This is a genomic window from Pseudomonas sp. BP8, assembly GCF_017875955.1.
In the GTDB taxonomy this organism is placed as follows: domain Bacteria; phylum Pseudomonadota; class Gammaproteobacteria; order Pseudomonadales; family Pseudomonadaceae; genus Aquipseudomonas.
The window spans coordinates 147,978-171,598 of record NZ_JAGINK010000001.1; the positions used below are offsets into that span (position 1 = coordinate 147,978).

Genomic DNA, 23,621 nt, shown 5'->3' on the forward strand with positions numbered 1-23,621 from the left:
TTAGTGGGCGACGGCCGCAGCGCCGTGTTCGTCGATCAACGCACCGTTGTAGAAACGGTCGATGGAGAATGGCGCGGCCAACGGGTGCATCTCGCCTTTGGCCAGGCTCGCGGCGAAGACGTTGCCTGAACCGGGGGTGGCCTTGAAGCCGCCGGTACCCCAGCCGCAGTTGAAGAACAGGTTCTTCACCGGGGTCTTGGAGATGATCGGGCAGGCGTCCGGGCAGGTGTCGACGATGCCGCCCCATTGGCGGTTCATGCGTACCCGGGAGAGGATCGGGAACATCTCGACGATCGCCTGCAGGGTGTGTTCGATGACCGGGTACGAGCCGCGCTGGCCGTAGCCGACCCAGCTGTCGATACCGGCGCCGATGACCAGGTCGCCTTTGTCCGACTGGCTGATGTAGCCGTGAACGGCGTTGGACATGATCACGCTGTCGATGATCGGCTTGATCGGCTCGGAGACCAACGCTTGCAGCGGGTGCGACTCGAGCGGCAGGCGAAAGCCGGCCAGGCGCGCCATGTGCCCAGAGTTACCGGCAGTAACCACGCCGACGCGCTTGGCACCGATGAAGCCTTTGTTGGTTTCAACACCGATCACGGCGCCGTTTTCCTTGCGGAAACCGGTGACTTCGGTCTGCTGGATCAGGTCGACACCGAGGGCGTCGGCAGCACGGGCGAAGCCCCAGGCCACGGCGTCGTGACGGGCCACGCCGCCACGGCGCTGGACGGTCGCGCCGAGGATCGGGTAGCGGGTGTTCTTCGAGCAGTCCAGGTAAGGGATTTCGGCCGCCACCTGGTCGGTGTTGAGCAGCTCGCCATCGACGCCGTTGAGGCGGTTGGCGCTGACCCGACGTTCGGAATCACGAATGTCCTGCAGGGTGTGGCACAGGTTGTAGACGCCACGCTGGGAGAACATCACGTTGTAGTTGATGTCCTGCGACAGCCCTTCCCACAGTTTCATGGCGTGTTCGTAGAGTTTGGCCGACTCGTCCCAGAGATAGTTGGAACGCACGATAGTGGTGTTACGGGCAGTGTTGCCACCGCCCAACCAGCCCTTTTCGACCACGGCGACGTTGGTGATGCCGTGGACCTTGGCCAGGTAGTAGGCCGTGGCCAGACCGTGACCACCACCGCCGACGATAACCACGTCGTAGACTTTTTTAGGGGTCGGCGTGCGCCACATGCGCTGCCAGTTTTCATGATGGCTGAGGGAGTGTTTGAAGAGGCCGAAGCCCGAATAGCGTTGCATGGTCGTTTACTCCACTCAGCGGTAAACAGGGAAGTCTGCGCACAGGGCGGCGACGTTTTTCGCCACATCGGCTTCAACGTCGGCATCGCCGAGGTTGTCGAGGATGTCGCAGATCCAGCCGGCCAGTGCCACGCACTGGGCAACCTTGAAGCCGCGGGTAGTGACTGCCGGGGTGCCGATGCGCAGGCCGGAAGTGACGAACGGCGACTGTGGGTCGTTGGGCACGGCGTTCTTGTTGACGGTGATGTGCGCACGGCCGAGGGCGGCATCGGCGTCTTTGCCGGTCAGGCCCTGGCGAATCAGACTGACCAGGAACAGATGGTTGTCGGTGCCGCCGGAAACCACGTCGTAGCCGCGGTCGATAAACACCTGGGCCATGGCCTGGGCGTTGTCGATGACCTGCTTCTGGTAGCTCTTGAACTCAGGCTCCTGGGCTTCCTTGAAGCACACCGCCTTGCCGGCGATGACATGCATCAGCGGGCCGCCCTGGGCGCCGGGGAATACCGCGGCGTTGAGCTTCTTCTCGATCTCTTCGTTGGACTTGGCCAGGATCAGCCCGCCACGTGGACCGCGCAGGGTCTTGTGGGTGGTGGTGGTGACCACGTCGGCGAAGGGAATCGGGTTCGGGTACAGGCCAGCGGCAACCAGGCCGGCAACGTGAGCCATGTCGACGAACAGCAGCGCACCGACCTTGTCAGCGATGGCGCGGAAGCGTGGGAAGTCGAGGGTCTTGGAGTAGGCAGAGAAGCCGGCAACGATCATCTTCGGCTTGCTCTCGACCGCCAGGCGCTCGACTTCGTCGTAGTCGATCAGGCCGGTATCGGTGTTGATCCCGTACTGCACAGCGTTGTACAGCTTGCCCGAGGAGGAGACCTTGGCGCCGTGGGTCAGGTGACCGCCGTGGGCCAGGCTCATGCCCAGGATAGTGTCGCCGGGCTGCAGCAGGGCCAGGTACACGGCGCTGTTGGCGGACGAGCCGGAGTGCGGCTGGACGTTGGCGTAATCGGCGCCGAACAGCTGCTTGGCGCGCTCGATGGCGAGTGCCTCGACCTTGTCGACGTGCTCGCAGCCACCGTAGTAGCGCTTGCCCGGATAGCCTTCGGCGTACTTGTTGGTGAGGCCGCTGCCCTGGGCCTGCATGACACGCTTGCTGGTGTAGTTTTCCGAGGCGATCAGTTCGATGTGATCTTCCTGACGCTGTTCCTCGGCATTCATCGCCGCCAGCAGTGCATCGTCATAACCCTGGATCTGGTCTTGCTTGCTGAACATCGTGTATCTCCCGGCAGCGATCATTTTTTGTCAGTAGGGTTCAGTGCCCCTTTGTGCCGATGGTATGACTGGCCGGGGTAGGTCAGATGCCTGCGCACGCCTTGCAATGGCGCGTTTACGACATTCGTTGAAACGGTGTTGTGTCAGGTCGGGCCTCTTCGCGGGGCAAGCCCGCTGCTACAGGGGGCGCGAAGGCGACGCACCTGACACACAGGTTGTATAGGCAACCCGCGGAATCATGGTTTAGAGTGCGGGTCTGCGTCGTTCACAGGACCGTGTCATGACAGATAACAGCCAACAATTCGCCAGCGACAACTATTCCGGCATCTGCCCCGAAGCCTGGGCCGCGATGGCCAAGGCCAACCAGGGCCACGAACGCGCCTACGGCGACGATCAGTGGACCGAGCGCGCCTCGGAATACTTCCGCAAACTGTTCGAAACCGACTGCGAAGTGTTTTTCGCCTTCAACGGTACCGCCGCCAACTCGCTGGCCCTGGCCTCGCTGTGCCAGAGCTACCACAGCGTGATCTGCTCCGAGACCGCCCACGTTGAAACCGACGAATGTGGCGCGCCGGAGTTCTTCTCCAACGGCTCCAAGCTGCTCACCGCGCCCAGCGTCAACGGCAAGCTCACCCCAGAATCGATCCGCGAAGTCGCCCTCAAGCGCCAGGACATCCACTACCCCAAGCCGCGCGTGGTGACCCTCACCCAGGCCACTGAAGTCGGCACCGTGTACCGCCCCGACGAGCTCAAGGCGATCAGCGCCACCTGCAAGGAGCTGGGCCTGAACCTGCACATGGACGGCGCGCGCTTTACCAACGCCTGCTCGTTCCTTGGCTGCTCGCCGGCCGAGCTGACCTGGAAGGCCGGCGTCGATGTGCTGTGTTTTGGCGGGACCAAGAACGGCATGGCGGTGGGCGAGGCGATCCTGTTCTTCAACCGCGAGCTGGCCGAAGACTTCGACTACCGCTGCAAGCAGGCCGGGCAGCTGGCGTCGAAAATGCGCTTCCTCTCGGCGCCCTGGGTGGGCTTGCTGGAAGACGGCGCCTGGCTGCGCCATGGCAACCACGCCAACCACTGCGCGCAGTTGCTGGCGTCGCTGGTGAGTGACGTGCCCGGGGTTGAGCTGATGTTCCCGGTGGAAGCCAACGGGGTGTTCCTGCAGATGCCGGAGCCGGTGCTGGAGGCACTGCGCGGCAAGGGCTGGCGCTTCTATACCTTTATTGGCAGCGGTGGCGCGCGGTTCATGTGCTCGTGGGATACCCAGGAAGCGCGGGTGCGGGAGCTGGCGGCGGATATCCGCGCCATCGTCGCTGGCTGACCGACCGCCTTCGCGGGGCAAGCCCGCTCCTACAGGATTTGCGATGCACGCGGTCCTGTAGGAGCGGGCTTGCCCCGCGAAGAGGCCGTCAGCAGCCACCGACAACTACAGGCGGAACCCACCCATCTGCCGCGCCAGATCATCCGTCAAACCACGCAACGCCTGACATGCCTCGCGACACTCCTGCACTTCGGCTGCCGTCTCCCGCGCCAGGTCGGAAATCCCCTGCACGGTCCGGTTGATCTCTTCCGTCACCGCCGACTGCTCCTCGGTCGCCGTCGCCACCTGATGATTCATGTCACTGATGCGCTCCACCTGATCGGTAATCGCCGCCAACGACGCTCCGGTGCGCTGGCTCGACTCGACCCCGCTGCCAGTAGCCGCCTGCCCCGCCTGCATCGATGTCACCGCACTGCCCGCACCCTGCTTGAGCCGCTGAATCATCTGCTGCACTTCATCGGTAGATAGCTGCGTGCGCCGGGCCAAGGTCCGCACTTCATCAGCCACCACTGCAAAGCCCCGGCCCATCTCCCCGGCACGCGCCGCTTCGATAGCAGCATTCAGCGCCAGCAGGTTGGTCTGCTCGGAGATACTACGGATCACCGCCAGCACTTCATCGATCGAGGCAACCTCGCTCGCCAGTTGCTCGACCGCGCCTGCCGCCCGGCCAATCTCCCCCGACATGCCTTCGATGCCGTGCACCGAGCGACGCACCACTTCACGCGCCTGCAACGCTTCGTCGCGCGCCGACTGCGAAGCGTGCGCGGCATGGCCGGCGTTCTGCGCAATGTCCTGAACGGTCAGGCCCATCTCGTGCACTGCCGTGGCGACCATTTCAGTCATCTCCTGCTGGCGCCCGGAGCGCTGCGCGGTGTCATCCACCACCTGGGTCACCTGCGCCACCGAATGATGCAGGCGCTCGGTGGTGCGCAAGACGTCGCCGATCAGCGCGCGCTGGCTATCCAGAAATCGATTGAAGCCACGCGCCAGGTCGCCCAGTTCATCTTCACGCGCATCGTCCAGGCGGTGGCTGAGATCACCCGCTCCGCTGCCGATCTGCACCAGCGCCGCGGTCACCTGGCGTATCGGCCGCACCAGGCCACGCGCCAGCAGCACCACCAGGAGCAGCGAGACCAGCGCCACGGCGCCACCAATCAAGCTGGTCAGCCATACCGCCTGGCGCATTTGCGCATAGATCTCGGCTTCCGGCACCTCGGCCACCAGCGTCCAGTTGAGGTCGCGCAGGGGCAAGCCGAGGGCAAGGTAGTCTTCACCATCACGCGTGAAGCGACTGCTGTGCAGGCGCTGGCCTGGCGCCATGACCGCCTTGGCGGCCTCGGCACCGACCTGCTCAGTGAGCTGGCGCTTGGCGCTGAACTGGTTTTGCGGATGCACCTGGATCAGGCCGTCGTTGCGTACCAGCATCACCTTGCCGTGCTCGCCAAAGCTGAAATCGTGGATCAATTTCGACAGTTCGGTCAGGCGCAGCCCCATCCCCGCGACACCGACCAATTGGCCGTCTTTCTCCACCCGGTAGTCGATGAACAACGCCACTTCGCCAGTGGCGCCGTCGACGTCGATATTGATCAGGCGCTCGGCGCCGCTGTCGACGTAGCCGTAGAACCAGTTGTCCTTGGGGTTGTTGCGGCTAAGGGTACGATCAAGGCCATTCTCGTTGTAGTAGTGGCCGGTCGTGGTCGAGGCGAACAGTGCCGTGAAGGCCTGGTTACGCTGCTTGGCGGCTTGCAGGTATTCAATGAAACGCGGCGCTTCAGCGGGGTTTTCGCCCGCGGCCAACCAGTCGCGCAGCAGCGTATTGCCGGCGATGTCCGCGGCAGCCACCAAGGGCTGGCTGAGCATGCGCTCGATGTCGTTGCGGATCGCTTCGATGCTGGCCGGTAGGGCCGTGTCGAGCAGGTAGCGCTCGGTCAGGCGATTGACCGCCACGGTATAGATCGCCACTACCACGAGAATGCTCACCAGCAGGGCCGCGCCCATGCTGGTGATCAATTGCCACTGGATACTCCGCCGCCAGATGCGCATGCCCTTGCTCCCCACCAATTATTGTTTGGGAGAAGTGTATACACTTACGTATCCAGTTATTCCAGATTACTGTGGCAGTACTCAGGAACGATTGGGGCCGCAAAGCAGCCCCAAAAATAGTCAGGCTTCGCCGATCGTGCGGACGATGGCATCGACGGTAGCGTCGATCTGCGCCTGGGTGCGCACAAGCGTCTGCTGATGCTCTTTCTGCAGTTCGATCTGCTTGGAGCACAGGTTCAACGCCGCTAGCACCAGCAGCTTGTCGCCAATCAAAGTAGGGTACTGACGCTTGGTTTCAGCCAAGGCGGTGTTGAGCATCCGCACAGCCTGCGACAGGGTCTCTTCCTGGCCTTCGGGCGCCTTGATCGAATAGTCGATGCCGAGGATCGACACGACATTGATCGGCTGCGCTTGCAGTTTCATGCGTTGACGGCACCTGCGCTAGCACGCTCTACCAGGGCCTGGATCCGCGCGGCGGTAGCGCCGTGCTTTTCTTCCTGCTCCATCAGCGACAGCTGCAGGCTGTCGTTCTCTTCCTTGGCCTGGGCCAGCTGCTGGGCGATGACGGCATTCTGCTCGCTCAGCAGGGCGTTTTTCTGCATCAGGTCGGTGACCAGTTGCTCGAGTTGATTCAGGGACGATTCCAACATGGGGTCTGTCTATCTCGGGTTGTTGCAAGGGGCGCACAGGATAAAGAACAGCACGCGCCCCCGCCATTAAAAATCAGGATCAAAAGGCTACAGCCTGGGCAGATTGACAGGGGATCACCCATCTTGTTCCGACCTGGGTCAACCGCCGGTCAGGAAACCGCGAAGCGAGCACCGCGTTTTAGCGGTCACACTCAAGACTCGCCGGTCACGACCGATACCCAGGTAGGTCTTGTTTCGTCGCATGGACCGCCCCTCTCTTCTCGCCTGGATTTCCCCCCCCATGTCTCTACGCAACATGAACATCGCCCCGCGGGCGCTGCTCGGCTTCGCCCTGATTGGCCTGCTGATGCTCGGCCTCGGTGTCTTCTCGCTGGTCCAGATGGGCAATATCCGCCAGGCCGGGGTGGCTATCGAAACCATCAGCGTGCCGAGTATCAAGATTCTCGATGATCTGACCGCGCTCAACCTGCGCATGCGTACCCTGTCCTACCGCCTGCTGATTAACCGCGACCCGGCGACCCAGCAAGACACCCTGCGCCTGCTGGATGAACGCAACGCCCAGATCGACCAGGCCAAGCGTGCCTACCAGCCGTTGATCAGCGCCGCCGACGAACAAGCCGCCTTCGACCAGTATGGGCAGGTGCTTGGCCAGTATCGCCAGCTTGAATCGCGCATGCGTAGCTTGAGCCAGGCCGACCGCATTGACGAACTGCGCGACCTGCTCAACCGCGACCTGCTGGCCAACTCCGAGCAGATCAATCAGGTCATGGCCACCTTGCTGCGGATCAATACCGAGCAGACCCGCCAGACCAACCAGACCGCCGCCAGCCAGTACTCGAGCGCGTTCACCCTGGTGATCAGCCTGTTGGTCGCCGCCACCGTGCTGACCCTGCTGTGCGCCCTGCTGCTGACCCGCAGCATTGTCAAACCGATCGACGAAGCGCTGCGGGCCGCCGAGCTGGTGGCCGACGGCGACCTGACCCAGGTCATCCGCGCCGAAGGCACCGACGAAGCCGCCCGCCTGCTGCGGGCCATGGCCCGCATGCAAGACAAGCTGCGCGACACCCTGCAACTGATCGCCGGCTCAGCGACCCAATTGGCGTCCGCCGCCGAAGAGCTCAACAGCGTCACCGACGAGAGTGCCCGCGGCCTGCAGCAGCAGAATAATGAAATCGAACAGGCCGCCACGGCTGTTACCGAGATGACCAGCGCTGTCGAAGAAGTCGCGCGCAATGCCGTGAGCACTTCCGAGGCGTCGGCCGAAGCCAGCCGCTCGGCCGGTGATGGCCGTGACCTGGTGATCGAGACCGTGGGCGCCATCGAACGCATGAGTGGCGATGTGCAGGCCACGGCGAAGCTGATTACCCACCTGGCTGAGCAGTCGCGGGATATCGGCAAGGTGCTGGACGTGATCCGCGGTCTGGCTGACCAGACCAACCTGCTTGCGCTCAATGCGGCCATCGAGGCGGCGCGTGCCGGTGAGGCCGGACGTGGTTTTGCGGTGGTGGCGGATGAGGTGCGGGCCTTGGCCCACCGTACTCAGCAGTCGACCAGCGAGATCGAGCGGATGATCGGCAGTATCCAGGGCGGCACCGAGGAGGCGGTGGACTCGATGCGCACCAGCACCGAGCGTGCCGAGTCGACCTTGAACATCGCCCGTGGCGCCGGCATGGCGCTGGATACCATCGCCGGGGCGGTAGCGCAGATCAACGAGCGTAACCTGGTGATCGCCAGCGCTGCCGAAGAGCAGGCGCAGGTGGCGCGTGAGGTGGACCGGAACCTGGTCAACATCAATGACCTGTCGGTGCAGAGTGCGACCGGTGCCCATCAGACCAGCGCGGCGAGCAACGAGCTGTCGCGCCTGGCGGTGGACCTGAATGGGTTGGTGGCGCGCTTCCGTACCTGACCTGAAGAACCTGGGGCCGCTACGCGCCCCTTTCGCGACACAAGGCCGCTCCTACAGGTTGCGTACGCCTGAAAGCGCCGCAGTCTGTGGGAGCGGCCTTGTGTCGCGAAAGGGCCGCGCAGCGGCCGCAAAATTACGGATCAGTACTCGATCCGCACGTCCCCCTTCGGCACGCTGCAGCACGACAGGATGTACCCTTCGGCCTCGTCGTCCTCGGTGATCCCGCCGTTGTGCTCCATCTCCACCTCGCCGCCCAGCTTGAGCACCTTGCACGTCCCGCAAATGCCCATGCCGCAGGCCTTGGGGATCATCAGCCCGACTTTGGCCGCCGCCGCATGCACGGTCTCGCCCGGCCCCACCCGAATGCTCTTGTCGCTGCCGACGAACTCCACCAGGTTCAGATCCGAGAGGTCCACTTCCGGCGCATCCGCGGCCTGCTCGGCATGCTCCACCGCATCGGCCTTGGCCTCTGCCGGGGTCGCCCCGAACGACTCCTCGTGGTAGTTCTTCATGTCGAAACCAACCGCTTCGAGCATGCGCTTGACCGCGCTCATGTAAGGCGTCGGTCCGCAGCAGAACACCGTGCGCTCCATGTAGTCCGGCGCAATCAACTCCATCAGGCGCTGGTTCAGGTAGCCGCGATAACCGGCCCACGGCTCACCCAGCCCGTGCTTCTCGCAAATGATATGCAGGCTGAAGTTGGGAATCCGCGACGCCATCTGCTCGAGCTCGCGGTGGAAGATGATGTCTTTCGGTGAGCGCGCGCTGTGCACGAAGACCATGTCGACATTGGCGTTGGTGTCATAGAACCAACGGGCCATGGACATCACCGGCGTGATGCCGACGCCGCCGCTCAGGTAGAGCAGCTTGGCAGCGGGATAGTCGATGGCATTGAACAGCCCCACCGGACCGTGCACCGGCAGCTCGGCACCTTCGTGCATGGTGTCATGCAGGTAGTTGGAGACATGCCCGCCCGGTACCCGCTTGACGGTGATGGAGAAGCTGTAAGGCACCGACGGCGAGCTGGAGATGGTGTACGAGCGCATCACCTGCTTGCCTTCGATCTCAAGCTCAAGGGTGACGAACTGGCCCGGTTTGAAGAAGAACATGATTGGCTGGTCGGCCATGAAGCAGAAAGTGCGCACATCCCAGGTTTCCTGGATGACCTTGACGCAGCGCACGATGTGGCGGCCATTGGCCCAGGTCTGGGTAGTGACCGGGTTGAGGAAAGTATCGGACATGTTCTTCTCCAGCGGCCGACTACCGGCCTTTTATGGCTCCGATAATGCTCAAGCCTCGGGCGTAGCACTTTCCTGCCAGCGACATCGGCGTGCTTATCGCGACCAGCCCCAGCCTGCAAGGGCTGGCGCGTCGGAATTCGATTCGGCCATGTCGCCCATGGATACGGCTCGTGACCGCGCAAATCGCACACTCCACCGCAAATAGAACTGATGTTTTTGCAGTCAGCCCTGCGGCACCACCACAACGATTAGCCACCTTTCGCCGGCCCTTATCGGCCATGAGGATACAACGATGGACGTCACCGCAACCCTGAGCCTGGGCGATCCACTGGAAGCAGCACGCAAGGCCACCGCCGAGATGCTGCAGACCCGCGAGCGCACCTACTCGCTGCCCCAGCCGTTCTACACCGACGAGCGTCTGTTTCAGATCGACATGCAGGAGATCTTCCACAAGGAATGGCTGATCGCCGGAATGACCTGCGAGATCCCGGCCAAGGGCAACTTCATCACCCTGCAGATCGGCAAGAACCCGATCATCGTCATCCGTGGCGCCGAGGGCAAGGTGCACGCCTTCCACAACGTCTGCCGCCACCGCGGCTCGCGCCTGTGCACCAGCGACAAGGGCAAGGTGGCCAAGCTGGTCTGCCACTACCACCAGTGGACCTACGAGCTGGACGGCCGCCTGCTGTTCGCCGGCACCGAAATGGGCGCCGACTTCGACATGAAGCAGTACGGCCTCAAGCCAGTCAATGTGAAGGTTGCGGGTGGCTACATTTTCATCAGCCTGGCGGAGAACCCGCCAGCCATCGACGAGTTCCTGGCCACCTTGGACCATTACATGGAACCGTACGACATGGAGAACACCAAGATCGCGGTGCAGACCCAGTTGCTGGAAAAGGCCAACTGGAAGCTGGTGCTGGAAAACAACCGCGAGTGCTATCACTGCAACGGTTCACACCCCGAACTGCTGAAAACCCTGCTCGAATGGGACGACACCGAAGACCCGCGCGCCGACCAGGCCTTCAAGGACCACGTCGCGGCTTCGGCTGCTGCCTGGGACGCCGAGAAGATCCCCTACCTGCACAAGAGCCACGGCCTGCGTAACCGCATCGTGCGCATGCCGCTGCTCAAAGGCACCGTGTCGATGACCATGGACGGCAAGCAGGCCTGCAAAAAGCTGATGGGCCGGATCAAGAACCCCGACCTCGGCTCGATGCGCATCCTGCACCTGCCGCATTCGTGGAACCACTGCATGGGCGATCACATGATCGTTTTCACCGTGTGGCCGATCAGCGCGCAGGAAACCCTGGTCACCACCAAGTGGTTGGTGCACAAGGATGCGGTCGAAGGCGTCGATTACGACCCGGATCAGATGCGCAAGGTATGGGACGCGACCAACGACCAGGACCGTCGTCTGGCCGAAGAGAACCAGCGCGGGATCAACTCCACCGCGTACCAGCCTGGGCCCTACTCGCAGACCTATGAGTTTGGCGTGGTGAACTTCATCGACTGGTACAGCCAGCGGGTGCTGGAAAACCTCGGGGCGGAGCCGGCGCCTTATCTGAAGGAAGTACAGGCTCAGTAACGTCTAACCCAAGGCCCGATAGCGGCGCCCGCCGCTATCTCACTTGAGTGCCTGGTGGCACTTCTGGTGACCCCTGCCTGATCCGCCGTGCATGTATCGAACTCGGGCTAGGTGACCGGCTGGTTTGAGATCCTGGGTAAGGTAAGCGAAACATTTGCAACGCATCGACTTCGAGTGGCTTCCAAGGCTTGTGGCCAAACATCTTCCAAGCCTCCATACCACTGGTGACAAGCGATACTCCTGTAAGACCTGCGAGCACCCAGGATTGCCACTCCTTGCCTGGCTCCGCTATTCGGCTAATCCCCACACCTAATCCAACGACACCAGAAAAACCACTGACCGCCGACAGGGCCCACTCCTTTCGGGTTGCCGCAGGGGGAATTGCGGCATCCACTCCTGCGACCGTGAAGCCTGGACTGGAACTGTTGATCTTTCTCAACTTCAGCATTGAGCGCATCTTCATCCCGGTGATGAACACACCGAGCAGGTTGGAGAGCACGCTCAAAGCAGGAAAAAGATAATCCTCAACCGCCTGCCCGCTAGGATCGCGGTACTTGATTGGATTACCGAGGCAATAGGCGTAGCTGTTGAGCCCGCCCTTGCCGAATGGACTCAGACGATCTGCTGCGTTGAAGCGCTGTAAATGTGGATTGTAAGTGCGATGGCCATTACCCAGATGATAGTGCCCGGTCAACGGATCAGGCGGATGCCCGGCATAGCCCAGAGCGGGGCCAGTGGAGGCCGCCAACGCACCGTAGGGCGTATAGGCTCGTGCAGCAAATCCGCTGCCATTCAGGGTTGACTGCTGACGGTCAGTACCGAGCAGATAGGTAGCACGCATATTTGTGCCCTCGCTTAAATACCTGGCAACCTTAGCAACTCGACACAACCCGCATAACTGGCATAAATACTAGGCTTGGCGGCAGCAAGGGCGGTTTATCCACAGGGCGCCAAGGGTTGTTGCCATCCAACATCGCTTAACACCCGACGTTCGACTGTTCAAATTTTGATCAAAACACTACAGCCCCTGGTAGCGAAGGGCTGCAGCAATGACCGAACACGTTGTCCACAGAGAGACCAACAGACTTTGTGTGCAAAACTTGCCGCGCTGAAAAAAGACTTGTGGATAACCGTGCGAGGCCGCTGGTAGTGCTGGCTTTACTGGATTTATCGGCGAATCGATCAATTTCTGATCAATCCTTTGCAGCCCTTGCCCAGCGTGCCTTTCAGCCGATGCCCAACACGTTATCCACAGAGCCGCCAACAGCGATTGTGGGCAAAATCTTAGGACCACCGCATTCGAGAAATAAAAAAGCCATGGAAATCCATGGCTTAAGTTGATCGTTTTTTGACCATACCTCTACAGCACTTGGATTCATTGGCCTGTAGCGATGCACAAACACTTTATCCACAGAGTGGCGAACAGAGATTGTGTGTAAGCGTCAGCGGTTGGCCCGTGAAAATACTAAACAGCCTGTAGGCGCGGGCTTGCCCCGCGAACACCGGCAAAGCCGGTGCCCTACATATTGGCCGTCTGGACTGGCCTCTTCGCGGGGCAAGCCCGCTCCTACAGGGTCTTGCGCGATAAATGAGCGCGCGAGGGGCTCAGCCTGTTCAGCGTAATACCCCCTCCTCCACCAACAACTTGAGAATCGCCTCGGCGCCCTCCTGTGGAGAAACATCCTTGAGTACCTTGCCCCCGCCGCCACTGGCCTTGGCCGTGGCAGCCTTCATCCGGTCAGCGCCGCTCTTCGCCTTGATCACCTTGAGTCGCTTGGGTCGCGGTCGCGCCGGTTGCAGTTCGGCATCGGCCAACAGGGCATCGTCCACCACCTCAACATTGCGCGCCGCCAATGCACCACGGCGGGCCGGGCCGAAAGCGCTCTGGCGCGGCTTTGGCGCGGCGTTATCCACAGCCGCCAGCAACGGCAGGCGCACTTTCAAACGACGCCGCTGGCCCCGCGGCAAGGCCTGCAAGACCTGCGCGGTGCCGTTCTCGATTGACTCGACCTCAGCCAAACCAACGATCAGCGGCCAGCCCAGCTTCTCCGCCAGCAAGAACGGCAGCATGCCCGAGCCCTCGCCGGTCTCTGCCTGGCTGCCGGTCAGCACCAGTTGCGCGCCCGCCTCACGCAGGTAATCACCCAGCACCTCGAGCACATCTGCGCCGGCGGGCTGTTCCAACACATCGAGATGCTCCAGGCCCATGCCCAGGTAGGCACGCAAGGCTTCCTCACGGGGATCACCGGCATGCACCACCTGCAAGTTATCCCCAGCCAGCTGCAAGCCCAGTTCCACCGCGCGGGCATCCTGCTCGGCACGCCGCGTGCGCCCGGAGCTGGGGTGAGCGCCAATGGAGACCAGGCTGATGACTTTGGTACTCATGCTCGTGTCCTTATGCCGCGTCGCGCTGGGCGCCGTTGCGGTAGTTATCCACAGCGTCGATCAGGGCCTGAAGAATCGCCGCGCTGTCGCCAATCACCGACAGGTCAGCCCGTTTGATCATGTCGCAGCCAGGGTCCATGTTCACCGCGACCACCTTGTCGCAGGCGCCGATGCCCTGCAGGTGCTGGATCGCGCCAGAGATACCCACAGCCACATAGACCCGCGCCGTGACCCAGGTACCGGTCGCGCCGACCTGGCGCGTGCGCGGCATGAAGCCGTCGTCCACCGCCACCCGCGAAGCACCTTCGGTCGCGCCCAAGGCGGCGGTCGCCCTGTGGAAAAGATCCCAGTCCTTGACGCCGTTGCCGCCCGACACGATGAATTCGGACTCGGCCATGGCGATTGCCGCCGGGTCGACGGCCACCGGGCCGAGATCGTCGATACGCGACAAGCTGCGCGCGACGTTTGTGGATAACTCGACCGGGAGCGCTTCGTGGCGGGTTTCGTTGACCGGCTCGGCGCACTCGGCAGCGGCCAGGATCAACCGTGCCATGCCGCGCTGAATGTCTTGCTGACCAGCGCCCGCGCGGCCGATGCATTGGCCGTCCTTGACCTGCCAGACCCGCGTCGCCGGGCGCTCGCCCATGGCCGCGGCCAGGCGCCGACCGAGCTCGCCACCGCCGGTGCGGCTGTCGGGCAGCAGCCAGTGGCGCGGGCTGAACTGGTTATCCACAGCGCGCAGGCCCTGCACCAGTTGCTCCGGCGCGTAGCCCTGGAATTCCTCGCCGTCGATGACCAAGAGGCGATCGACGCCAGCTGTGGAAAAGTTGCTTTCCTTGTGTTCGCCAAAGACGATCGCCAGCACCGCGCCGTCGCTGCCGGCGAGGCTATGGGCGAGGCCGAGCAGGTCACGGTCATGGCTGCCGAGGCGCCCACCGATCATGTCCGGCACCACGGCGATGTAGAACGCCGGGGCTGCCACCTGGTGCAACGGCAACTGAACTTCGGCGGCGGCCGTGCGCCGGCCGCCGACAGCGGTGCCCTGCTGGGCGCCGCTACGGTCGATGCGCTTGAGGCCGCTGGGGCCAATGAAGCCTGCCGCAATCGCATGAGGGTTCTTGCGGATCAAGCCGTTCGGCCCCATCCAGCGGGTCTGTTGCGTCTGCATCGCCGCATGCAGCGGATGCAGACGGTTGCGGGCGATCCACTCAGCGCGTGGGTCGCGGCGGATGATGTCGCTCATCAGTGCACCTCCGCAGGTTCACGTTTGGCCACTTGTGGCTTTGGGGCAGGCGCGGCGTCCTCTTCGATCAGGACGTCTGCCACCAGTTCGGCGAGGTCCTTGATCTGCGGGCGCGGTTCGACCACGCCTTCGAGCATCGCCGTGCACTGCGGGCAGCCGACCGCGACCAGTTCGGCCTGAGTTTCGCGTATGTCGTCCATGCGCATGTCGGGGATCCGTTGCTTGCCCGGGATGTCGGTGATCGGCGCACCGCCGCCACCGCCGCAGCAGCGCGAGCGGAAGCCCGAACGCTCCATCTCGCGGACCTCGATGCCGAGTGCACGAAGTACCTCACGCGGGGCTTCGTACTCGCCGTTGTAGCGGCCCAGGTAGCACGGGTCGTGATAGGTCACGCTGCCGCCCTTGTGCTGGCCGAGGTTGAGCTTGTTGGCGGCGATCAGTTCAGCGATATAGGTGCTGTGGTGCTGCACCTCATAGTTGCCACCGAGTGCGCCATATTCGTTTTTCAGGACATGGAAGCTGTGCGGGTCGCAGGTGACGATGCGCTGGAAGCGGTACTTGGCCAGGGTCTGGATATTGCGCTTGGCCAGCGACTGGAAGGTCGCTTCGTCGCCCAGGCGCCGCGCTACGTCACCGCTGTCGCGTTCCTCCAGGCCGAGCACGGCGAAGTCCACGCCAGAGGCCTTGAGCACTTTGACAAAGGCGCGCAGGGTGCGCTGGTTGCGCATGTCGAAGGCGCCATCACCGACCCAGAACAGCACCTCGGTGCTGTTCACATCCGCCAGCAGCTGCATGTTCAGGTCGGCAGCCCAGTTCATCCGCCCACCCGGGTTGAAGCCGCCGGGGTTGTCGGTGGCGATCAGGTTGTCGAGCACTTCAGCGCCTTTGTTCGGCGTCGCGCCTTTTTCCAGAGTCAGGTGGCGGCGCATGTCGACGATGGCATCGACGTGCTCGATCATCATCGGGCACTCCTCGACGCAGGCGCGGCAAGTGGTGCACGACCAGAGGGTTTCGGCGTCGACCAGACCATTGACGATCGGCTGGTGCGGATGGCCGCCATGCTCGCCGATCGGCTTGCCCGGATACGGGCTGCCGGCAAACTTGGCGTCGGTGCCGCCGGCCAGGCCGATGACCATGTCCTGGATGAGTTTTTTCGGATTCAGCGGCTGGCCGGCGGCAAACGCCGGGCACATCGCTTCACATTTGCCGCACTGCACGCAGGCATCGAAGCCGAGCAGCTGGTTCCAGGTGAAATCGACCGGTTTGGCCACGCCCAGAGGGGCGTTGGGGTCTTCCAGGTCGAGCGGTTTCAAGCCGGTCGAGCGGCCGCCGCCAAAGCGCTCGGCGCGGCGGTGCCAGGCCAGGTGCAGGGCACCGGCAAAAGCGTGCTTCATCGGCCCGCCCCAGGTCATGCCGAAGAACAGCTCGGACACACCCCACAGCACGCCAAGCCCGAGCACCGCGACCATCACCCATCCACCGGTGCCTGCGGGGAGGATGCCGGCGACCGGCAAGGTGGCGATGAAGAAGCTGCCAGCAAATACCAGCAAGCTCTTGGGCAGGCGCATCCACGGGCCTTTGGACAGGCGCGCAGGGGGATTGAGCCGGCGTTTGAAGACGAACAGGGCGCCGGTGAACATGATCACCGTGGCCAACAACAAGGCATAGCCGAGGATCTTGCTCTGCAAGCCGAAGCCATGCACCAGAATCGCCAGGGCTGCCGACAGGACGAAGCCACCAGCCGTGGCCACGTGGGTATTGGACATGTATTTGTCGCGCTCGACCACATGGTGCAGGTCGACCAGATAGCGGCGCGGCATGGCCAGCAGCCCAGCGAGCAGGTTGACCTTGGACGGCCGGCCACGGCGCCACATGCGCACCCGGCGCACGGCGCCGAGCACTGCCAGGCCAAGGGCAGCGAACAGCAGAACAGGTAGAAGGGTGTTCAACATGGGAGGCTCCCACAACAGCGGTTGCAAGGGGTTCAGGCCCCTGGAATCCTGCACTGCCCCTGTAGGAGCGGGCTTGCCCCGCGAATGCGTCAGTTCAGACAACCGAGTTGTTCGTGCTGACGCATTCGCGGGGCAAGCCCGCTCCTACAAGGGCCAGTGTGTAGCGAGCTGGCGATCAGAAGTCCTTGCACAGGCGCAAGGCGTCGTAGATCGCCGCATGCACGTTGCGCTGGGCTACACAGTCGCCGATGCGGTACAGCAGGTAACCATCGCCGGCCTCGCTCAGGATCGGCTGCGGCTGGATGGCAAACAGCGCCTCCACATCGATCTGGCCCTTGTTGCGCGAACCGTCCTTGAGCGCGTAGTACAACGCTTCGTCAGGGCGCACACCGTTCTCCACCACGACCTGGTCGACCACCCGCTCCTCTTTGGCGCCGGTGTATTCGTTCTCCAGCACCGCCACCAGCTTGTCGCCTTCGCGGTAGACCTTTTCCAGCATCATGTCGCCGGTCATGATCACTTCTTTGGGGTACATGCTGCGGTAGTAGGTCGGGAAGGAAGTACCGCCCATGGCCACGCCCGGCTTGATGTCGTCGGTAACGATCTCGACCTGGCTGCCCTTGTCGGCAATGAAGTCCGCAGTCGACATGCCGGTGAACTCGCAGATGGTGTCGTACACCAGCACGTTCTTGCCCGGCGCCACCTTGCCGTCGAGCACGTCCCAGCTGCTCACCACCAAGCCTTCGGCGGCGCCCCAGTGCTCGTTCTGCTCGACGAACGGATGACCGCCCACCGCCAGCACGATGACGTCCGGACGCAGGTCCTGGATAGCATCGACGCTGCCGGCAGTGCCCAGTCGCAGGTCGACTTTCAGGCGCGCCAGTTCCAGTTGGTACCAGCGGGTGATACCGGCGATCTGGTCACGCTGCGGCGCCTTGGCGGCGATGGTGATCTGCCCGCCGATCTGGTCTTTCTTCTCGAACAAGGTCACGTCGTGACCACGCTCGGCAGCCACCCGTGCGGCTTCCATACCCGCAGGGCCTGCGCCAACCACCACCACTTTGCGCTTGGGCCCGGTGGATTTTTCGATGATATGCGGCACGCCCATGTATTCACGGGAGGTCGCGGCGTTCTGGATGCACAGCACATCCAGCCCCTGGTACTGGCGGTCGATGCAGTAGTTGGCACCGACACACTGCTTGATCTGGTCAACCTGGCCCATCTTGATCTTGGCGATCAGGTGCGGGTCGGCGATGTGCGCACGAGTCATGCCGACCATGTCGACATAGCCGCCTTCAAGGATGCGCTGGGCCTGGTTCGGGTCCTTGATGTTCTGCGCATGCAGCACGGGGACCTTGACCACTTCCTTGATGCCCGCCGCCAGGTGCAGGAACGGCTCCGGCGGGTAGCTCATGTTGGGGATGACGTTGGCCAGGGTGTTGTGGGTGTCACAGCCCGAGCCGATCACGCCAAAGAAGTCGACCATGCCGGTGGCGTCGTAATAGGCGGCGATCTGCTTCATGTCCTCGTGGCTGAGGCCATCGGGGTGGAACTCGTCACCACAGATACGCATGCCCACGCAGAAGTCGTCGCCGACTTCGGCGCGCACCGCCTTGAGCACTTCCATGCCGAACTTCATCCGGCCTTCAAAGCTGCCGCCCCATTCGTCGGTACGCTTGTTGACCCGCGGGCTCCAGAACTGGTCGATCATGTGCTGGTGCACTGCCGACAGCTCGACACCGTCCAGCCCGCCAGCCTTGGCCCGGCGTGCGGCTTGCGCATAATTGCCGATCACCCGCCAGATCTCTTCCGGCTCGATGGTCTTGCAGGTGGCACGGTGCACCGGTTCGCGGATGCCCGACGGCGACATCAGGGTCGGCCAGTTGAAGCCATCCCAACGCGAGCGACGGCCCATGTGGGTAATCTGGATCATGATCTTGGCGCCATGCTTGTGCATGGCGTCAGCGAGGTTCTGGAAGTGCGGGATGATGCGGTCGGTCGACAGGTTGACCGAGGCCCACCACTCCTGCGGGCTGTCGATGGCCACCACCGACGAGCCGCCGCAGATGGCCATGCCGATACCGCCCTTGGCCTTCTCTTCGTAGTATTTGACGTAGCGGTCGGTGGTCATGCCGCCGTCAGTGGCATACACCTCCGCGTGCGCGGTGCTGAGCACGCGGTTGCGGATAGTCAGTTTGCCGATCTGGATCGGCTGGAACATTGCTTCGAAGGCCATGACGCTATCTCCGGCTTACAACGGTCTTGTAACGAACAGGCCATCTTCGTGGCCTTCTTCCGAGCCGCCGTAGACCTGTTCGGCCACGGTGCGGATCGAGCTGCCGCGGGCAGCGAGAATCTGGTCCATTGCGCCGGCGAACCAGCCGGTGAACATGTAGTCGACCTTGCGCCCGACCTTGCCGTACACGTAGACAAAGGCCGAGTGCTTGAGCTTGACGCTGCAGGTGCCCTTGTCGAGGTCGATCGCTTCGATCTCGAACAGGCCCCAGCCGCGCTGCGACAGACGTTTCATGTAGTGCTCGAACACCGCCACGCCTTCCAGGCCATGGCACTCGGCTTCTTTTTCACACCAGTGCCAGGCCGACTTGTAGCCGGCCTTGTAGAGGATCTCGGCATAGGCGTCGGCGCCCAGCACTTCCTCGATACCGATGTGGTTGTTGACGAAGAAATGCCGCGGTACGTACAGCATCGGCAGGGCATCGGAGGTCCAGACACCGGTCTCGCTGTCGACTTCGATTGGCAATTGCGGGGCGATCTTGGCCATGGAAACTCAACTCCATAAAATTTGGGTGTGATGGCCCCGGCGTTGCTGGCCGGGGCAGAAAGGCGTGGAGAGCGGCTTACTCGCCCCAGACGTCCTTGAGGACGTTGACCCAGTTCTCGCCCATGATCTTGCGCACCACGCGTTCGCTGTGGCCGCGCTTGAGCAGGGTTTCGGTGAGGTTGGGGAACTCGCCGACGGTACGAATACCCAGCGGGTTGATGATCTTGCCGAAGCTGGTCAGACGACGGGCATAGCCCTTGTCGTGGGTCAGGTACTCGAAGAACTCCTGGCCGTGGCCCTGGGTGAAGTCGGTACCGATACCGATGGCGTCTTCACCGACGATGTTCATGGTGTACTCGATGGCCTCGGCGTAGTCGTCGATGGTCGAGTCGATGCCTTTGGCGAGGAACGGCGCGAACATGGTCACGCCGACGAAGCCGCCGTGGTCGGCAATAAATTTCAGCTCTGCATCGGACTTGTTGCGCGGATGTTCTTTGAGACCTGAGGGCAGGCAGTGCGAGTAGCAGACCGGCTTTTTCGACTCGAGGATGACTTCTTCAGAGGTCTTCGAGCCGACGTGGGACAGGTCGCACATGATGCCGACGCGGTTCATCTCGGCGACGATCTCGCGGCCGAAGCCGGACAGCCCGCCATCACGCTCGTAGCAGCCAGTACCGACCAGGTTCTGGGTGTTGTAGCACATCTGCACGATGCCCACGCCGAGCTGCTTGAAGACGTCGACGTAGGCGATCTGGTCTTCGAAGGCATGGGCGTTCTGAAAGCCGAAGAGGATGCCGGTCTTGCCCAGCTCCTTGGCCTTGCGGATGTCGGCGGTGGTGCGCACCGGCATCACCAGGTCGCTGTTGTCGCGGATCAGCTTCTGGCTGGCGGCGATCTGGTCGACGGTAGCCTTGAACCCTTCCCATACCGACACCGTGCAGTTGGCCGCGGTCAGGCCGCCTTTGCGCATGTCCTCGAACAGCTCGCGGTTCCACTTGGCGATGATCAGGCCATCGATGACGATGCTGTCGGCGTGTAGTTCGGCTGGGCTCATCAGGCTGTCCCCTTTTATTGAGTGGGTCGCGCCGAACAATGTGCCGGCGCTTTGGGGCCAGCATATGCCTGCGCGGCAGGCGAGCCGGATGCAAAAACGACAGGGGGTTTGCCGAAAGCGTCAATCCGCGACAAGTGCCCTGAACCGCGGCCTGCGGTGTTGAGAGACACTCTCGATAAGGGCGTTCATGAACATTTCGTCAGGGAGCTATCGCCTGCGCCTGGGCTGAGCGAGAATCAGCCGGATAAGTCAGCCGGTCTAGGAGAACACCGATGAAATCAATGGCATGGCTGGTGTTGCTGGCCGTCGCGCTGGGCGCACACGCTGGCGAGGAAGACAGCACCCCGTGTGACAACGTCGACAGCGATCAGCAGGGGTATGCGTGTGCGCTGTTCAACAAGCAGACGGCCGAACGCGAGCTGAAAGCGGCGTTCGATGATCTCATCCAGCGGATTCACGACCAGTACCCGGACGAAACCGACAAGGTCGAGGCCCTGACCGGGCGTCTGCAGGCGGCCGAGACGTTGTGGACGCAAGTGCGGGATGCTGATTGCAAGGTCGAGACCCTGGCTGAGAAGCCGGGCAGCAAGGCCTTTGAAGCGGCGTGGAATACCTGTGTGGCGCAGCGCAGCGACGACCGCTCGGAGTACCTGCAGTCCATCGGCCAACAATAGTCATTGTGGTGCCTGTGCTGACGCCTTCGCGGGGCAAGCCCGCTCCTACAGGAATTACGCCGGAGTCAGAATCTGCGCCAATCCTGTAGGAGCGGGCTTGCCCCGCGAAGGCGTCAGCACAGGCACCCGGACAGCTCATGACACCCCACTGACCTGCCGATCCTCCCGCGGACACCGGGCAAACCGCGCCCGATAACACCGGGTAAAATACGACGCCGACTCGAACCCGCAGGCAATGCTCACCTCCAGCACGCTCATGTCGGTCTGGCGCAACAACTGCCGCGCCTTGTCCAGCCGCAACCGCAGGTAAAAACCGCTCGGCGTGTCCTCCAGGTGCAGCCGAAACAACCGCTCCAGCTGGCGCCGGGTCACCTGCACCGCATCCGCCAGCACCTGGGTATTGAGCGGCTGCTCGGTATTGCGCTCCATCTCGCCAATCACCTTGACCAGCTTCTTGTTGCTGATGCCATACCGCGAGGCAATCTGCATGCGCTGGTGATCCTGACGCGGCCTGATCCGGCCCAGCACGAACTGCTCGGACACCTGCACCGCCAACTCGCTGCCATGGGCCTGGGCAATCAGGTCCAGCATCAGGTCGATCGACGCGGTGCCACCGGCGCAGGTGATCCGCCGGCGGTCGATCTCGAACAGCTCCTGGGTCGCCTGCAACCGTGGATAACGCTCCTTGAACGCCTCCAGCGCCTCCCAGTGCAAGGTCGCCCGATGGCCATCGAGCAGACCCGCCTCGGCCAGCAACATCGCCCCGGTATCGATGCCGCCGACAATCCCCCCTTCATGATCGAAACGGCGCAGCGCCTGCTGCAGCAGCGGCCCGAAGTGCGCCAGCGGGTCGAAGCCGGCGACCACCAGCAGCATCCGCCCCGCGGGCTCCTCGGCCAGCGCGCCATCGGCGTTGACCGACATGCCATTGCTGGCCAGCACCGCACCGCCGTCCAGGCTCAGCACCCGCCAGCGGTACAACGGCCCGCGAAAGCGGTTGGCCACGCGCAGCGGTTCCAGGGCACTGATGAAGCCCATCGCCGAGAACCCCGGCAACAACAGGAAGTGAATGGTGTCCGCCATCGAATGCTCCACAGGAGAGGTGGTCGCTTGGGTGCAAGTGTTGGTCGCCAGGGTGCGAATTTCCAGCCGGCCAGCGGCGTAGCTTAAGCACACGGTCCGCAGAGGCCGCCCACCATAACAAGATGCACTGCCGATGGAGAGCCACCATGCACAGCTTGATCCGCCGCAGCCTGTTGTCCCTTGCCCTGTGTTCCACCCTGGCGACGCCGGTGCTGGCCGCCGAGCCCGCCGTCTGCAAGAACGTGCGCCTGGGCGTGGTCAACTGGACCGACGTCATCGCCACCAGCGCCATGGCACAAGTGCTGCTCGACGGCCTGGGCTACCAGACCAAGCAGACCAGCGCCTCGCAGCAGATCATCTTCGCCGGTATCCGCGACAAGCGCCTGGACATGTTCCTCGGCTACTGGAACCCGATCATGAACCAGACCATCACGCCGTTCGTCGACGCCGAGCAGGTCAAGGTGCTCGCCGAGCCCAGCCTGAACGATGCGCGGGCCACCCTCGCCGTGCCCAAGTACCTGGCCAACAAGGGCCTGAAAAACTTTGCCGACATCCATAAGTTCGAGAAGGAGCTGGGCGGCAAGATCTACGGCATCGAACCGGGTTCGGGGGCCAATACCCAGATCAAGGCCATGATCGCCAAGAATCAGTTTGGCCTGGGCAAGTTCCAGCTGGTCGAATCGAGTGAGGCCGGCATGCTCGCCGCGGTCGACCGCGCGGTTCGGCGCAAGGAGGCGGTGGTGTTCTTCGGCTGGGCGCCGCACCCGATGAACGTCAACGTCGACATGGCCTATCTGGGCAACAGCGATGGCGCGCTCGGCCCCGACGAAGGCCGTGCGACGGTCTGGACTGTGACTGCACCGGACTACGCCGAGCGCTGTCCCAATGCCAACCGTCTGCTGGCCAACCTGACCTTCAGCGCCGAAGCCGAGAGCCGCATGATGCAGCCGCTGCTCGATCACAAGGACGCCCTGGCTTCGGCCCGCCAGTGGCTTCAGGACCACCCCGAAGACAAGGCCCGCTGGCTCGAAGGCGTCACCACCTTCGACGGCAAGCCCGCCGCTGAAAACATCAAGCTCAGCGCCAACTGATACAGCCTTTCTCGCCACCTACACCACTGACAGGTCTACCTGGTCGGTGCAGGAGCGGCCTTGCCGGCGCGCTCCCACAAAGACACAGCTA

19 protein-coding genes are annotated in these 23,621 nt (G+C 63.0%); 5 read left to right on the top strand and 14 right to left on the bottom strand.

Features of this window, described 5'->3' with window-relative positions; genetic code table 11:
• Entirely contained in the window at window positions 1–1,251 is a 1,251-nt protein-coding gene (locus J3B00_RS00630; protein WP_119137571.1) for a sarcosine oxidase subunit beta family protein, read from the bottom strand.
• Window positions 1,252–1,266: 15 nt separating this feature from the next.
• Window positions 1,267–2,520, bottom strand: a complete 1,254-nt coding sequence (locus tag J3B00_RS00635; protein WP_209862061.1) for a serine hydroxymethyltransferase — start codon at window positions 2,518–2,520, stop codon at window positions 1,267–1,269.
• 280 nt (window positions 2,521–2,800) lie between these two features.
• Between J3B00_RS00635 and J3B00_RS00640 the strand changes: the two genes are divergently transcribed.
• Window positions 2,801–3,841: a low specificity L-threonine aldolase gene (locus J3B00_RS00640; RefSeq protein WP_209862066.1), complete on the top strand. Its 1,041-nt coding sequence runs from the start codon at window positions 2,801–2,803 to the stop codon at window positions 3,839–3,841.
• Between the two features lie 105 nt (window positions 3,842–3,946).
• On the opposite strand, the gene J3B00_RS00645 is transcribed toward J3B00_RS00640, so the two are convergent.
• The 3 genes from J3B00_RS00645 to J3B00_RS00655 form a co-directional block, all read right to left on the bottom strand.
• Entirely contained in the window at window positions 3,947–5,884 is a 1,938-nt protein-coding gene (locus J3B00_RS00645; RefSeq protein ID WP_209862071.1) for a methyl-accepting chemotaxis protein, read from the bottom strand.
• A gap of 120 nt (window positions 5,885–6,004) precedes the next feature.
• Entirely contained in the window at window positions 6,005–6,307 is a 303-nt protein-coding gene (locus tag J3B00_RS00650) for a cell division protein ZapA (RefSeq protein WP_209862074.1), read from the bottom strand.
• A complete protein-coding gene (locus tag J3B00_RS00655; RefSeq protein WP_209862077.1) occupies window positions 6,304–6,534 on the bottom strand; it encodes a hypothetical protein in 231 nt (76 codons plus the stop codon). The genes J3B00_RS00650 and J3B00_RS00655 overlap by 4 nt, the downstream gene beginning before the upstream one ends.
• A gap of 280 nt (window positions 6,535–6,814) precedes the next feature.
• Between J3B00_RS00655 and J3B00_RS00660 the strand changes: the two genes are divergently transcribed.
• Window positions 6,815–8,440, top strand: a complete 1,626-nt coding sequence (locus J3B00_RS00660; RefSeq protein ID WP_209862080.1) for a methyl-accepting chemotaxis protein — start codon at window positions 6,815–6,817, stop codon at window positions 8,438–8,440.
• A gap of 140 nt (window positions 8,441–8,580) precedes the next feature.
• On the opposite strand, the gene gbcB is transcribed toward J3B00_RS00660, so the two are convergent.
• Window positions 8,581–9,681: a glycine-betaine demethylase subunit GbcB gene (gbcB, locus tag J3B00_RS00665; RefSeq protein ID WP_209862084.1), complete on the bottom strand. Its 1,101-nt coding sequence runs from the start codon at window positions 9,679–9,681 to the stop codon at window positions 8,581–8,583.
• A gap of 292 nt (window positions 9,682–9,973) precedes the next feature.
• On the opposite strand from gbcB, the gene gbcA reads away from it, so the two are divergent.
• Window positions 9,974–11,266: a glycine-betaine demethylase subunit GbcA gene (gene gbcA / locus J3B00_RS00670; protein ID WP_209862088.1), complete on the top strand. Its 1,293-nt coding sequence runs from the start codon at window positions 9,974–9,976 to the stop codon at window positions 11,264–11,266.
• Between the two features lie 34 nt (window positions 11,267–11,300).
• Here the strand turns inward: gbcA and J3B00_RS00675 are convergent, their stop codons facing one another.
• The 7 genes from J3B00_RS00675 to J3B00_RS00705 all read right to left on the bottom strand — a co-directional run bounded on the left by J3B00_RS00675 (window position 11,301) and on the right by J3B00_RS00705 (window position 20,682).
• Window positions 11,301–12,107 carry an RHS repeat-associated core domain-containing protein gene (locus J3B00_RS00675; RefSeq protein WP_209862092.1) on the bottom strand — a complete coding sequence of 269 codons (807 nt, stop codon included), beginning with the start codon at window positions 12,105–12,107 and terminating at the stop codon, window positions 11,301–11,303.
• Between the two features lie 773 nt (window positions 12,108–12,880).
• Window positions 12,881–13,651: an electron transfer flavoprotein subunit beta gene (locus J3B00_RS00680; RefSeq protein ID WP_209862095.1), complete on the bottom strand. Its 771-nt coding sequence runs from the start codon at window positions 13,649–13,651 to the stop codon at window positions 12,881–12,883.
• 10 nt (window positions 13,652–13,661) lie between these two features.
• Window positions 13,662–14,894: an electron transfer flavoprotein subunit alpha/FixB family protein gene (locus tag J3B00_RS00685; RefSeq protein WP_209862098.1), complete on the bottom strand. Its 1,233-nt coding sequence runs from the start codon at window positions 14,892–14,894 to the stop codon at window positions 13,662–13,664.
• Window positions 14,894–16,846 (bottom strand): dimethylglycine demethylation protein DgcB, encoded by a 1,953-nt coding sequence (dgcB, locus tag J3B00_RS00690; RefSeq protein ID WP_209862100.1) that lies wholly within the window; start codon window positions 16,844–16,846, stop codon window positions 14,894–14,896. The genes J3B00_RS00685 and dgcB overlap by 1 nt, the downstream gene beginning before the upstream one ends.
• Before the next feature lie 175 nt (window positions 16,847–17,021).
• A complete protein-coding gene (dgcA, locus tag J3B00_RS00695) occupies window positions 17,022–19,082 on the bottom strand; it encodes a dimethylglycine demethylation protein DgcA (RefSeq protein WP_209862113.1) in 2,061 nt (686 codons plus the stop codon).
• 15 nt (window positions 19,083–19,097) lie between these two features.
• Window positions 19,098–19,628 (bottom strand): DUF5943 domain-containing protein, encoded by a 531-nt coding sequence (locus J3B00_RS00700; RefSeq protein ID WP_209862116.1) that lies wholly within the window; start codon window positions 19,626–19,628, stop codon window positions 19,098–19,100.
• Window positions 19,629–19,704: 76 nt separating this feature from the next.
• The gene (locus J3B00_RS00705) at window positions 19,705–20,682 is read right to left on the bottom strand and encodes a dipeptidase (RefSeq protein WP_209862119.1); all 978 of its coding nucleotides are present in this window, start codon (window positions 20,680–20,682) and stop codon (window positions 19,705–19,707) included.
• A 272-nt stretch (window positions 20,683–20,954) separates the two neighbouring features.
• Between J3B00_RS00705 and J3B00_RS00710 the strand changes: the two genes are divergently transcribed.
• Window positions 20,955–21,356, top strand: a complete 402-nt coding sequence (locus J3B00_RS00710) for a lysozyme inhibitor LprI family protein (protein ID WP_209862123.1) — start codon at window positions 20,955–20,957, stop codon at window positions 21,354–21,356.
• 135 nt (window positions 21,357–21,491) lie between these two features.
• Here the strand turns inward: J3B00_RS00710 and J3B00_RS00715 are convergent, their stop codons facing one another.
• A complete protein-coding gene (locus J3B00_RS00715) occupies window positions 21,492–22,439 on the bottom strand; it encodes a GlxA family transcriptional regulator (RefSeq protein ID WP_209862127.1) in 948 nt (315 codons plus the stop codon).
• A 146-nt stretch (window positions 22,440–22,585) separates the two neighbouring features.
• Between J3B00_RS00715 and choX the strand changes: the two genes are divergently transcribed.
• On the top strand, window positions 22,586–23,530 hold the full coding sequence (choX, locus tag J3B00_RS00720; protein ID WP_209862143.1) for a choline ABC transporter substrate-binding protein: 945 nt from the start codon (window positions 22,586–22,588) through the stop codon (window positions 23,528–23,530).
• Window positions 23,531–23,621: the final 91 nt, after the last annotated feature.